The sequence below is a fragment of the Promicromonospora vindobonensis genome (assembly GCF_042685865.1).
Classification (GTDB): Bacteria; Actinomycetota; Actinomycetes; order Actinomycetales; family Cellulomonadaceae; genus Promicromonospora; species Promicromonospora vindobonensis.
The window spans coordinates 901,979-914,754 of the sequence record NZ_JBHUOG010000001.1 but is presented as its reverse complement, the minus strand read 5'-3'; the positions used below and the strand labels follow the sequence as shown (position 1 = coordinate 914,754).

The 12,776-nt window shown below is 68.9% G+C and carries 12 protein-coding genes; 4 read left to right on the top strand and 8 right to left on the bottom strand.

The window, feature by feature from the left end:
- Position 1 precedes the first annotated feature (1 nt).
- Positions 2 to 1,174 carry a UDP-N-acetylglucosamine--N-acetylmuramyl-(pentapeptide) pyrophosphoryl-undecaprenol N-acetylglucosamine transferase gene (locus tag ACFS27_RS04325; RefSeq protein ID WP_377180615.1) on the bottom strand — a complete coding sequence of 391 codons (1,173 nt, stop codon included), beginning with the start codon at positions 1,172 to 1,174 and terminating at the stop codon, positions 2 to 4.
- Between the two features lie 205 nt (positions 1,175 to 1,379).
- Between ACFS27_RS04325 and ACFS27_RS04320 the strand changes: the two genes are divergently transcribed.
- The 3 genes from ACFS27_RS04320 to ACFS27_RS04310 all read left to right on the top strand — a co-directional run bounded on the left by ACFS27_RS04320 (position 1,380) and on the right by ACFS27_RS04310 (position 6,579).
- Positions 1,380 to 4,064, top strand: coding sequence for a polymorphic toxin-type HINT domain-containing protein (locus ACFS27_RS04320; RefSeq protein WP_377183591.1), 2,685 nt, complete (start codon positions 1,380 to 1,382; stop codon positions 4,062 to 4,064).
- 8 nt (positions 4,065 to 4,072) lie between these two features.
- Positions 4,073 to 4,537 (top strand): hypothetical protein, encoded by a 465-nt coding sequence (locus tag ACFS27_RS04315; RefSeq protein ID WP_377180614.1) that lies wholly within the window; start codon positions 4,073 to 4,075, stop codon positions 4,535 to 4,537.
- An 800-nt stretch (positions 4,538 to 5,337) separates the two neighbouring features.
- Positions 5,338 to 6,579 carry an ISAs1 family transposase gene (locus ACFS27_RS04310; protein WP_377180613.1) on the top strand — a complete coding sequence of 414 codons (1,242 nt, stop codon included), beginning with the start codon at positions 5,338 to 5,340 and terminating at the stop codon, positions 6,577 to 6,579.
- 157 nt (positions 6,580 to 6,736) lie between these two features.
- On the opposite strand, the gene ACFS27_RS04305 is transcribed toward ACFS27_RS04310, so the two are convergent.
- Together ACFS27_RS04305 and ACFS27_RS04300 are read right to left on the bottom strand one after the other, a co-directional pair.
- Positions 6,737 to 7,321: a hypothetical protein gene (locus ACFS27_RS04305; RefSeq protein WP_377180612.1), complete on the bottom strand. Its 585-nt coding sequence runs from the start codon at positions 7,319 to 7,321 to the stop codon at positions 6,737 to 6,739.
- A 99-nt stretch (positions 7,322 to 7,420) separates the two neighbouring features.
- Complete coding sequence (locus ACFS27_RS04300) at positions 7,421 to 7,825, bottom strand: hypothetical protein (protein ID WP_377180611.1); 405 nt, start codon at positions 7,823 to 7,825, stop codon at positions 7,421 to 7,423.
- 78 nt (positions 7,826 to 7,903) lie between these two features.
- Here ACFS27_RS04300 and ACFS27_RS04295 point away from each other — a divergent pair, with 78 nt between their 5' ends.
- Positions 7,904 to 8,287, top strand: a complete 384-nt coding sequence (locus ACFS27_RS04295; protein ID WP_377180610.1) for a helix-turn-helix domain-containing protein — start codon at positions 7,904 to 7,906, stop codon at positions 8,285 to 8,287.
- 34 nt (positions 8,288 to 8,321) lie between these two features.
- On the opposite strand, the gene ACFS27_RS04290 is transcribed toward ACFS27_RS04295, so the two are convergent.
- From ACFS27_RS04290 to ACFS27_RS04270, 5 genes are all read right to left on the bottom strand, one after another.
- Positions 8,322 to 8,909, bottom strand: coding sequence for a ClpP family protease (locus ACFS27_RS04290; RefSeq protein ID WP_377180609.1), 588 nt, complete (start codon positions 8,907 to 8,909; stop codon positions 8,322 to 8,324).
- Positions 8,906 to 9,535, bottom strand: coding sequence for a ClpP family protease (locus ACFS27_RS04285; protein WP_377180608.1), 630 nt, complete (start codon positions 9,533 to 9,535; stop codon positions 8,906 to 8,908). The genes ACFS27_RS04290 and ACFS27_RS04285 overlap by 4 nt, the downstream gene beginning before the upstream one ends.
- A gap of 114 nt (positions 9,536 to 9,649) precedes the next feature.
- Complete coding sequence (locus tag ACFS27_RS04280; RefSeq protein ID WP_377180607.1) at positions 9,650 to 10,393, bottom strand: fumarylacetoacetate hydrolase family protein; 744 nt, start codon at positions 10,391 to 10,393, stop codon at positions 9,650 to 9,652.
- Positions 10,394 to 10,438: 45 nt separating this feature from the next.
- Positions 10,439 to 11,809, bottom strand: coding sequence for an MFS transporter (locus ACFS27_RS04275; protein ID WP_377180606.1), 1,371 nt, complete (start codon positions 11,807 to 11,809; stop codon positions 10,439 to 10,441).
- A gap of 145 nt (positions 11,810 to 11,954) precedes the next feature.
- Positions 11,955 to 12,755, bottom strand: a complete 801-nt coding sequence (locus ACFS27_RS04270) for an IclR family transcriptional regulator (protein WP_377180605.1) — start codon at positions 12,753 to 12,755, stop codon at positions 11,955 to 11,957.
- Between the last annotated feature and the right edge of the window lie 21 nt (positions 12,756 to 12,776).

The following is a 12,776-nucleotide window of genomic DNA, read 5'->3' as shown; positions in this document are numbered from 1 at the left end:
GTCAGGCTGTGGTGGGCCGCGCAGCCTCCAGCAGCACGTCCACCAGCCGCTCGGCAGCGTCAGGACGCCCGTGCTCCCGGGCCGCGTGGGACATCCGCTCACGCCGTCCGGCGTCGAGCAGCGGTCTGAGCGCCGCCCGGAGGTCCGTCTCGTGGAGGTCGCCCTCCAGGGCGATGGCTGCTCCCAGGTCCTGGAGTCGGCGCGCGTTGTGCGCCTGCTCGTTCCCGGCAGCTGATGCGAGCGGGACCAGGACGGAGGGCTTGCCGAGCGCCGTCAGCTCTGCGATGGTCCCTGCGCCGCTCCGGGAGATGACGACGTCGGCGAGGGCGAGCACGTCCGGCAGCTCGGCGCCGACGAACCCCATGACGCGGTAGCGGGCGCCCAGCTCGGCCGGGAGTGTGGCGGTGCGCTCGAACATGTCCTGGAGGTTGTTCGGCCCGCTCTGGTGGATCACGTTCGCGTGCTGGAGCAGCCACGGCAGTGCCGCGGTGACGAGCGTGTTGATCTGGACGGACCCCTGCGCCCCGCCGGTCACGTACAGGACCGGGAGGTCCGGGTCGAACGAGTCCAGGCCGAGCGCGTCGACGGCCTTGAGCGGCTCCCCGGTCATCACCTCGGCGCGGACCGGGTTGCCGGTCACGACGGCCCGCTCGCGCACGCTCTCGGACAGCAGCTCGAGAGTGGACGGCGAGGAGACGGCGACGCGCGTGGCCCGCTTGGCCAGGAGACGGTTGGCCAGCCCGAGCCGCACGGTCTGCTCGTGCACCACGAGCGGACGCCGCAGCAGGCCGGCGGCGAGCCCGATCGGGACGGCGACGTAGCCACCGGTCGACAGGACGACGTCCGGCTTGAACTCGGCAACGATCGACCGCGCCTGCGCGACGCCGAGCGGCACGCGCGCCATGTCCTTCATGTTGGCGGCCGTCAGCATGCCCAGCGGGTTGCTCGACCGGCGGATCTTGCCCGTGGCGACCGACACGAAGCGGATGCCCTCGGACGCGGCGACCTTGGCCTCCAGGCCCTCGGCGGTGCCCGCCCAGAGGACGCTGACCGCTGTGCCCTCCCTCGCGAGCCTGGCCTGGAGGGCGCGAAGCGTGGTCAGAGCCGGATAGGTATGCCCACCGGTCCCTCCACCGGTGACGAGCAGACGGAACTCGCGCGGGTGTGAACTCACGAAGACATCTCCCAGGACGGCAGGGGTGGTGGGCGCGGGTCAACTGTAGAGGATCGACGGGGGCACAGAACTTCGCGTTCGTGGTCCTGAGCCAACGACGTACCTGGCCCTTCGACGGGCACGCGAACCAGCGGCGTTCAATCAATCGCGGCAGCGGGCCTCCTCCACGCGGTATGACGGCGGCGCGCAGTACACGTCCCAGGTGATGTTCTACGACAAGCTGTATCGGCCGCTGCGCACGGCAGCGGTCATCCCGCCGGCCGAAGGCGAGCTGGCCGGGACCTACATGACGAACACGACCTACACCCCTGCGGGGAACGTCAAGGGGATGGGGTGGGGGGCTACGGGCGGCCTGCCCGGGCAGTCCGTGTCGTACATCTACGACGACGCGACCGGGTGGCTGGAGTCGACGTCGGGCCCGAACGGGCTAGGTAGCGAGCTGACCTACGACAACGTGGGTCGTGTACTGCAGACCGAGATGGCCGCCAACCTCGGCAAGCCGCTGTGGGCCACGAACACCTACGACTCGGCGACCGGACGCCTGGCGACCTACCGGGTGGACCGGCTCGACCAGCCAGGTGTGGACCGGCATGAGACCTACGAGTACGACGAAGCCGGCAACATCCTGTCGTTGGCAGATGTCTCTCGCACGGGTACTGATGTCCAGTGCTTCGACTACGACTACCTGGCCCGGGTCGTGGACGCCTGGACCCAGAAGACGACTGGTGCCGCATGCGCAGCCACGGGTCAGGACGCAGCGGATGCCGCGCTGATCGGTGGGCCCGCTCGGTACTGGCACGAGTACGACTACGACAAGGTCGGCTCGCGTACCAGGGAGGTCCTGCACTCGGGCGGCGGGCAGCGGCTGACTGACCGCACCTACAGCTACGACGCAGGGCAGCCGCACACTGTCACCTCGGTGAACCAGGTCCAGCCGGCCACGAGCACCCTGCCTCGGGTGGAGTCCGTTGAGCAGTACTCCTATGACGCCGTGGGGCGGGCCACCAGCCGACAGATCGGCGGGGACACCCAGACCCTGAGCTGGACTCCGGAGAGCCGCGTGCAGCACGTGGAGGACGCGGACGGCACGGGTGCGGAGTACGTGTACGACGCGGACGGGAACCGGCTCATCTCCCGGACTACCACCGCTGAGGGCACTGAGTCGACGCTGTACCTCGGGCACACCGAGATCACTGTCACTTCGGCAGAGCCGACGGTCGCGAAGGCGACGCGGTACTTCGACGTCGGTGGCGGGCATATGGCTGTCGAGGATGACTCCGCACGGCACACGTTCGTGCTGACCGACCACCACGGCACGGGGCAGCTGTCGGTGTCTGCGGCGGACCTGACGATCGAGCAGCGACGGTCCACACCGTTCGGTGGTGACCGGGGTGCGGTGCCTACCGACTGGGCTGGGTCGCGGGGCTTTGTCGGTGGGTACGACGATCGGGTTACGACCGGTCTGGTCTCGCTCGGTGCACGTGAGTACGACCCTGCGCTGGGCCGGTTCATCTCGTTGGATCCGATCATGGACCTGTCTGATCCTCAGCAGATCCACGGGTACAGCTATGCCTCGAACAGTCCGGTCAGCGTGTCTGATCCGACCGGGCTGATCGAATGGGACGACGCACCTCCTGGGTCAGCACCTCGCGAAGAGGCGCTCGAGCGCGCCAAGCAAGGCGGTAGCTGTTACCAGAACTGCGACCTGGCCGGCTCGACGCGCGGCCCAGGCGTGCCCATCGGGCGTGGCAGCGGAGGGAATGCTGGCGGGTCGGCTGTCGATGGTGCGGGCACGGCAGGGACGGCGACCAGCGGGCCGACTGCGGACGAGATCGCCAGGGCGCAGGCGGTGATGGACAAGTCGATCACTGATGTCGCGCTCGAGCTCGGCTGGGAAGCCCTCAAGGAGTTCGTCGGCTGGAACGACTTGATGGGGTGCCTCAACAAGGACCTCGCCGGCTGCGGGATGCTCGCGGCCGGGATCGTGCCGATCGGCAAGGGCCTGAAGGCAGTCAAGGCGATCTACAAGGTCATCGAAGGCGTCATCGACCTCACCAAGAGGATCAAGTGGGCCCGCGGGGTGATCTCGCGCAGCACACGCGGCGGCCCGAGCGGAGGACCAACGGCGTGTAACAGCTTTGCTCCCGGCACCCTCGTGCTTCTGGCCGACGGTAGCAGGAAGCCAATAGAGGACGTTGAGCTTGGTGATGAGGTCCTTGCGGCGGATGAGGACACCGGCGAAGTAACCGAGGGGCGCGAAGTCACCGCGCTGATCACTGGCGAGGGAGACAAGGCACTCGTCACGGTCACCGTCCGAGTTGCTGACGGCGGTGTGCAGGAGCTCGTCACGACTAACGAACATCCGTTCTGGGCGCCCAACCGAGAGGTGTGGGTCGAGGCGATCGATCTAGCCGTAGGCGACTGGCTGCAGACTTCGGCAGGCACTTGGGTACAGGTCGCGGCGATCGACATCGAGCGCCAGCAGACCGTCGTTCACAATCTCACGATTGCTGCGGACCACACCTACCATGTGGCTGGCAGAAATGACGCCGATCCGCTGCTTGTCCACAACTCCGGCGCCGATCCAACGGGGTACGTTTATCTTCGAACTGATCAGGCCACGGGGCAGGAGTACGTTGGGCAATCGAGAGATAGTGCCACTTTTGAACGCCGACAGCGAGACCACGCTAAGAAGTTCCCGAACGCTCAGTTCGAGTTTGACGTGCTGGGGAGAGCGGTCCCAGGTGCGGACCTCGATAGACTCGAAGAGGATTGGATTCGGGCTGGCGGTGGATCGGTCAGGGACCCTGACAGCATCCTTGCCAATAAGCGTCACCAGATGAACCCAGACCGCTACCTGGCGGCGGGTGGAACGTGTCCATTGAATTAGGGGGCAATGTGAAAGAAGCTGCTGATGAAGGCGATGTAGTCGCAATACCAATTGACGACAAAGTTTCTGTAGGTCAGGTGGTGCGAGCCAGGGGCGGAATTATTCTGCTGTGCGTATTCCCTGACCTGTTCGCGGTCGACGTCGTTTCCGCTATCGAGGACGAGTATTTTTCGACGCCAATCTACTTGGTCGGAACGATGGATAATTGGATCGAGGACGGCAGGTGGCAGATTGTCGGTAGACGGCAGGTGGCCGACACGATTGCGGTCCCGCGCTACAAGGTCGAGATTGGCTCAAGTGGGACGTTTCGTGTGCAAGAGTTCGGCGGCGCTTTAGGTGAAGAGATTAGTCGGGAGGTTGCAGCGTCATTGCGAAGTCCGAAGACATACTCACCGGCGACGGTAGTAAAGGCCATTCGTGCCTATCATGATCTCGATGTCTGGGAAAGGCGTTTCGAAGATTTCGTGATTTGACGCGGTCGGCCTCAGTGCTACTCAGTGCTACTCAGTGTTCGCAACTCGCAAGGAGCGTGATCGGTGGAGAGTCAGGTTGGTGACCATGTGGATCACGCTTGGTGGTTCGGTCAGGTGGCCGCATAGCCTTGCTCCGATCTTGAAGCGGCAGCCGGTCGCAAGTTATTTCGACGCCGGAGATTCATTGGGAACCTCGACTATTCCGTCGAGTATGCTGCCGATAATTGACACGAATCTTCGTTAAATAGGTCGGCCTTAGGGGCGCGGCCTGCGGGAGGGGCAGGGTGTCGGGTAGTGCTTGCCAGGGACCTGGCGGGTGCGTTCTGGTGGGTCGAGAGGGGCAATGCGTCGCGCGGTGCAGCAGACGCGGCGGAACTGGGCGAGCACATACAAAGAGGTAGCACCCGGTCAGCGAGCCCGAACTGAGCGTGTCGAAACGTGCATGGCCCGAAGCCGTTCGAGGCCGGCCCATGAACGAGGTCGCTTTGCTCCTCGCCGCCGCCTTGATACTGGGCTTCGTGCTGTTCGGCGGTGAATCGGCGCCGGGCACCACGCCTGCTCGGGCTGAAGCTCACATCGGGGCGTTCGCCACGAGCGTTCGCCGTCGGGCCTCGGGCGGTGGTTCCGCAGGTCAGCGTCCGGGCTTGGACACCGTTCATGGCCAGGGCTGGTCGGTTCTCGGTGGGCGAGACGTGGGCTTGATCATGGGGCGTGGTGGTCGGTAGCGGGGTCGGGCATGGCCCTGGCCAGGGAGGATGGGAGTTCTCTACGCTGCCGTCTTCCCCGAAGGACCATGCCCGATGTCGCTATCTTCGCTGAGCCCTGCCGTCGACCGCTACCTGCTCCAGCGACCGGACCTGGACGGGATGCTGGAAGCCAGGGCCGCGCTCGGCTCTCTGGTCACGGTGCTCGAGTCGGTCGGGGACCCGCGTCGGCGTGAGGCTCGGCAGTACTCGCTGGCGTCGATGCTCGCGCTGCTGGTCCTGGCCACGCTCGCGGGGTGCCGCAGCCTGCGCTCGGCGGTCGCGTGGGCCGGTGACCTGGCGCCGGCGGTGGTCCTCGGGCTGGGCTTCGGCCGGGGCCGGCTCCCGGTCCGCTCGACGCTGGCGGGTGTGATGGCCGGAATCGACATGGCCGTGGTGGCCGAGGTGATAGCCGGGTGGCTCGCCGACCGGCTGGCCACGGCCACCGGTGAGGGCGGCGCGGGCTGGGTCGAGGAGCCTCTGGTGCATGTGGCGGTGGACGGCAAGGCGTTGCGGGGTGCGCGGCACGACCGGCGCGCGGCGGACGGTGCACCGCCGATGCAGCTGGCGGTGTTCGCCCCGGACCCCGGGGTGGTGCTGGCCACCGCCGAGGTCGACCCCCGGGCGGGCAAGGGCGGGGAGGGCGCCGCGGTGCAGGTCGCGCTGGACCAGGTCGGGTCGATCAGCGGGTGGGTCGTTACCGGCGACGCCGCCCACACCACCAGGTCGACGGCGTCGTATCTGCGCGCCCGGGGCGCGCACTACGTCCTGGCGGTCAAGGCGAACAGGTCGCTGCTGCAGGCCGAGGTCGGTGAGATCCCCTGGGGCCAGGTCCCGGTCACCGTCACCACCAGCGCCACGACGCACGGGCGGGTCGAGTCCCGCGCCTACCAGGTCGTGGAGATCACGACCCCGGCCGGGGTTCTCGGCGGCGGGCTGTCTCTGCCCGGGGCCCGGCAGGCGATCCGCGTCACCGCCACCCGCAAGCCCTCCAGTGGCGGCCGAGCATCGACCACGGTGCTGTTCTACGTCACGAGCCTCGGCCCTGAACAGGCGACGTTCGCCCAGATCGCGCACGTGATCCGCGCCCGGTGGGGCATCGAGAACCGCCTGCACTGGATCCGCGACGTCGTCTTCGACGAGGACCGCCACACCACCCGACGAGCGAACACGACCCGCCTATGGACACTGCTGCGCTCGACCGCGATCAGCCTGATCCACCTCGCCGGGCTACCCGTGACCACCACGACCCAGGCTTGCTACCGCCAGCCCGAGCGAACATTCGCCCTGGTCAGATAACAGAACCGAAACGAACCGACCGGCCCTGGTTCATGGCTCACCCGTGGCGGCTGCTGGTGTTTCCCACGTCATGCCGTGACGGGCTGCGACTTCGCGTGCGTACTTGGGCGGCCCGCGTCGTCGGTGCGGTTCCCCCCAGCAATCGGGGCCGCCCTCATCAGTCCTGTGCGATTACGGCCAGCTCCCGCTCCGGGTACACCGCGACGTCCATCAGGGTCCGGTCACCGAGCGGCTCGTCCAGCTCGATGGTGAACGGCGTCGGCGGGTTGGACGGACAGTTCTGGTCATCCCCCGGCGGGGCTTCGACGCCGATCCCGAGCTCTATCCGGTCCTCCTGCTCGACCAGGTGCCAGCCCTCACCGCCGTCCTCAGTCTGGTCGGTCCATTCGATGCCCAGGAGCTCGTGCGTACGTTGTTCGCCGTCGCTGTCGCGCGGCTCGGGCAGCTCCCGGATCAGGTAGACCTGCGTGCTGGTCTCGGTCAGCACACGCCACTGCTCCGGCTCGATGCCTGGGACGCTCGCCCCGTCCAGGGCCGCGGCGGCCTCGTCACCGAGCTCATCGGCGGTGGCGCCGTCGGCGAGGACCTCCGCTGGGACCGGCGTGCCATGGCAGAGGTATCCGCCCGGCTCCCCGGACGTACCGGCGTCCGGCGTCCCACCTGCGGCACCCGGCTGAGCGCAACCACCGACCAGCATCACCAGGATGACCGCCCAGCCCTGCACCAGCCTGCTCCGTCGCATCTCGGCTCCCCGGGCACGGCCGCGTCGCTCGCGGCGTCTGCCCCGAATCTGTCCCACGCCGGCCCAACCTTGCAGGCCGTCCGGTGTCAGTTCCGGCTCTCAGGGCGCGATCGTCGTCCGACGTCGCACCACGCCCCGCGTGACCGCCGCCACCACCGCCCCGCCCCCGAGAGTCCCAGCCAGCACGAGCACCGCCCCGACCGTCCAGAGCCCGGAGCCGTCGCTCGACGCGGCCTGGATCGTCCAGGCTGCCGTGAACGGCAGGGCAGCCCCGAGCACCGCCAGCCAGGCGGGGAGCAGGAGCGTGCCGATCACGACCAGCCCGACGAGGACGATCACGCACCCGATCACCTGGGGCGCCTCGTAAGGGCCGGTGACCGAGCCCGTAGCGGGGTCGACGTCCTGGGCCGTGTCCCAGCCCAGGAAGCCCCACCACGTGGCAATCGTCAGTGCGACCAGCGCGATCGTGGCGAGAGCGGTGGAGAGACCGGTTCGTGTCGTCATGACCCCACTGTGCCCTGCCCGCCGCTGCTCTCAGCAGAAGCGCCGCCGTCGGCGGAAGGGGCAGTTCTACGCTCAGGTATGACCCAAACCGCTCCGCCCCAGCGCCCAGGGCGCGACGGGGTGCCCGAAGGGCCAGGCACCCCGTCGACGCCGACGAGACGAGAGCCGCTCCTGCGGCACCTGCTCGGCGAACGCCTGCGACAGCTGCGTCACGTGCGCGGCGAGACGCTGGACCAGACCGCCCGCCGCGCCGGGATGTCGCCGCAGTACCTCTCGGAGATCGAGCGCGGCGTCAAGGAGCCGTCGAGCGAGATGATCGCGGCGATCACCGGCGCGCTGGACGTCACCTTGGTCGACCTGGTCGCCGCTGTCGCCGACCGCCTCGTCGCTGACCGCCTCGTCGTCGTCCGCGACACCGCACGCCAGCCGACCTGCCAGGCGGCCTTCGCGCTCGCGGCGTGACGCCCGGGCCCACCGGCCCGGGCATCACACGGCGTCATCGCTGGTCGATCACGTGGTCCAGGAGGCCGTACTCGCGCGCGGCACCGGCCGTGAAGATGCGGTCGCGGTCGGTGTCGGCACGGAGCGTTCCGACGCTCTGACCCGTGTGCTGGGAGAGCGCCTCCTCCATGTCCGCACGGATGCGGACGACCTCGTCGGCCTGCAGGATCAGGTCCGGGATCGCGCCGCGGCCCTGCGCAGCGGGCTGGTGCAGGATGACCCGTGCGTGCGGGAGTGCCGCCCGCTTGCCCTCGGCCCCCGCGGCGAGCAGCACGGCGCCGACGGCGACGGCCTGCCCGACGACCGTCGTCGACACCTGCGGCCGGATGTACCGCATGGTGTCGTAGATGGCCATGCCGGCGCTCGGGTCCCCGCCCTCACAGTTGACGTAGAGCTGGATGTCGCTGTCCGGGTTGCTCGACTCCAGGTGGAGCAGCTGGGCGATCAGCGCGTTGGCGACGCCCGCGTCGATCGCGGTACCGAGGTAGATGATCCGTTCGGAGAGGAGCTGGGAGTAGACGTCCATGATCCGCTCGCCCCGGGGGTGCGACGCGATGACGTTCGGGATGGTGTAGCTGCTCATCGTGCGTCCCTCTCGGCTACGGCGCTGAATCCGGTCTGCTGACGATCGCGCGGCTTGATGCTGTCGAAGCTCCGCACGATCGTGTCGATGAAGCCGAAGTCGAGCGCCTCGTCGGCCGTGTACCAGTGGTCGTGCAGCGAGTCGTCGAAGATCCGCTCGATCGGCTGCCCGGTGTCCTCGGAGACCAGCCGCAGCACGGTGTCTCGCGTGTGCCGCAGGTCGTCCGCCTGCAGCTCGATGTCGACGGCGGTGCCCGCGATCCCCGCGGAGCCCTGGTGCATCAGGACCCGGGAGTTCGGCAGCGCACGGCGCTTGCCGGGAGCGCCCGCGGAGAGCAGGAACTGTCCCGCGCTGTAGGCGATACCCAGTACGAGCGTCGACACGTCGTTGGGGATGGTCCGCATGATGTCGCGGATCGCCAGCATCGCAGGCACGGACCCGCCCGGGGAGTGGATCCACAGGTCGATGTCGGTCGACGAGTCCTCGGTGGCCAGGGCGATCAGCTGGGTCATCAGGAGCGTTCCGTTGTCGTCGTCCAACGCTCCGTCGAGGACCAGGACACGCCGCTCGTACAGCTCGCGTCGTGAGTGTTCGCCGAACATCGGCGCCTTCGGTGATTCCGTCATGAGCCCACCGTGCATCCCGGAACGGGACCCGGACCGCCGGATCTGCCGACAGCAGGCCTGCTCTGAGCAGCGAGGCCAGGCAGGTCGCCGCAGCAGATCAGCCGTGGGCGATGCCTACAGGCACGGGGTGACGAGCCGCGCCCCGGCGACGGTGATCTCCACGAGATCCCCCGGGACGACGGCGAAGTGCGAGTGCGGGGCGCCCGTCATGACGACGTCGCCCGGGCCGAGCTCGACCCACGAGGCGACGTACGCGAGGCACGCCGCGATGGACGACGGCAGCTCGTGGCTCCCGGTCGCGGCCCGCTCCTCACCGTTGATCGCGACGTGCAGGTCCACCCGGTCGAGGTCGATGTCGGTCTCGAGGAACGGGCCGAGCGGGGTGTAGCCCGCGCCGCCCTTCCCCTCGAAGTTCCGGACGTCGACGGCGTTCCGGTCGGGGTTGGTCACGTCGTTCACGGCGGTCACGCCGAGGACGTACTCGTGGGCGTTCCGCACGTCCAGCCCCTCGGTCGGGCGGCCGATCACGACAGCCACCTCGCCCTCGGCGATGACCCGGCCCACGTCCCGCCGCAGCCGTACCCCCGTGCCGCTGGGCACGACCGTGCGTGGGCTCTTCAACCACGCCTGCACCGGCAGTGGGGCGTCCGGGCCGTTCTGGGCGATCCCCACCACGAGTCGCGGCTCGCAGGGGGCCAGCACCTCGGCCTGCGCGGCCGGCACCGGGGCAGCGCCCGTCGGGCGGGGATCGCGACCGGCCGCGAAGGCGACGAAGGGATCCTCGCAGGGCACGTAGCTGTCGCCGTCGGCCCGCACGTAGGTGGGTCCGGTAGTGGTGGCGATCCGGGCGATCCGCATCAGACCACCGCCGTCTTGCCGAAGTGCTTGGTGTCAGTCGTCATGTCAGCGCACTGCTCCTTCTGTGGTCGAGATCCGTACGGCGTCCTCGACCAGCAGCAGATCACGGCCGCGGGTCTCGGGGACGAGGAACGTGGCGGCCGTCGTGATGGTGGCGAGGACCGTCATGTAGATGGCGGGGACCATCCAGTTGCCGTCCGTGATGGCGATCAGCCAGGCACCGAGGACGCCGGCGAGCCCGCCCGCGATCACCGCCGAGAGCTCCCGTGCCATCGCGACGCCCAGGTAGCGGTGCCGGTTGCCGAACATCTCGGGGAGCATGGCGCACTGCGGGCCGAGCATGGTGTTGACGGCGATGCCGATTCCGATCGCGATGGAGGTGATGACGAGCGCCGGGTTGCCGGACTGCAGCATCCACCAGGCGGGGAAAGCGTAGAGCAGCATGAACACCGCACCGGCCCGGTAGACCGGGACGCGGCCGTACCGGTCGGACAGGTGGCCGGTCAGCGGGATCACGGCCATGCCGATCAGCGAGCCGATGGTCACGCCCCAGGTCGCGAGCGACTTGTCGACCGTCGCGGCGGCGGTTCCGGTGGCGAAGCTCAGGGCGAGCGCCTGGAACATGTACGAGCCGCCGTTCTCGGCCATCCGCAGGCCGATGCCGACGACGACGCCGGGGAAGCCTGTGGTGAAGACCCGGCGGATCGGGTGGTCCTCGACCTGCTCGTGCTTCTCGAGCTCCACGAAGGTCGGGGTCTCGCGCAGGCGGGCCCGGATGAACATCGCGACGAGGATCAGCACGAACGAGCAGAGGAACGGGACCCGCCAGGCCCAGGCGAGGAAGACGTCGTCGGGCAGCGACGACAGGAGCGTGAAGACGAGGGCCGCGAGCAGGGTGCCGAGCTGGATGCCGATGAACGGCAGCGACGAGAAGAAGCCGCGGCGCCGGACCGGCGAGTACTCGGCCATGAGCACCGTGGCCCCGGCCTGTTCCGCGCCCGCGCCGAACCCCTGGAGCAGGCGCAGCGTGGTCAGCAGGATCGGGGCCCAGATGCCGATCGACTCGTACGTGGGGAGCACGCCTATCAGGGTGGTCGAGCCGCCCATCAGCGCGATCGTCACCAGGAGCACCCACTTGCGGCCGATCCGGTCGCCGAGCGTCCCGAAGAACAGCCCGCCGAGCGGCCGCGCCACGAAGCCGACGCCGAAGGAGGCGAACGCGGCGACGACGCCCATGGCCGGGTCGAGGTTCGAGAAGAACAGGGTGTTGAAGACCAGGGCTGACGACAGGCCGTAGAGGGCGAAGTCGAAGTATTCGAGGGCGGACCCGACGGAGGAGGCGAGCGTGGCGCGGCGCAGGTTCGCCGCATAGACCGGGTCCTCCGTGTCGACCTGGCGCGGGGTGGTATCAGTCACGAGTCATCTCCTTCGATGGCCGCCCGGTGCCGCAGTGCGCCGGACGGGCTGAACGCGCCTCACTGTAGCCGCTACTGTGAACAGTGTTCAACACTGTGTACAGGTCGCTGGGCTGCGACGGCTGATGAGGTCCGCGCCCCGCGCGTCAGGACGCCCGCTGCTGGCCCGCGCCGCGCGACAGCGGGTTGGTCAGCTCGGCGGCGGCGGCGATCAGGGCCTCGCCGATGCGCGCGATCTGGGCGTCGTCCGCCACCAGCTCCTGGGGCAGCGCCGCGCCGAGGGCGAACGGCGGGTCGCTCGCCTGCCACGGCTCGAGCGGGACGGCGACGCCGACGACGCCTCGCACCGACCCTGCCGGGTCGACCGCGTAGCCGCGTGCGCGGCTTGCCCGGATGCGGGCCAGCAGGTCGTCCAGGTCCCGGATGCTGTGCTCGGTGAGCTGCGGGAACGGCACGGTGGGGCCGACGAGCTCCGTGATCTCCTCGTCGGTGAGTCGCATCAGCAGGGCGTTGCCGGACGCGCTCAGGGCGGCGGGCAGCCGGGAGCCGAGCGGGGTGCCGAGCTGGTACCGCCGTCGGCCCTCGTGCCGTGCGAGGTAGAGGGTGTCCGCGCCTTCGAGCATGGTGATCTGCACGACCTCGGTGCGCAGCACCGGTGACGCGTCGCAGATGCCGTAGAACTCCCTGACCTGGTTGAACTGGATGGCGAACGCGCCGCCGAGCTCTGCCGTGCGGCGCCCGAGCCGGTAGCCCTGCGGGACCCGCTCGATCATCCGGCCCTCCTCGAGCACGGAGACGAGGTTCGCCGTCGACGACTTCGCGATGCCCAGTGCGCGGGCGATGTCGCTGAGCGTCATCGGCGCGCCCTCGGCGTCGGCCAGCAGGTTGAGGATGCGCAACGAGCGGGTGACGGCGGGGGCGGGATCGCGCTCGGGCTGTTCGGGCATTCTGCTCCTTCGCAGTGGTAC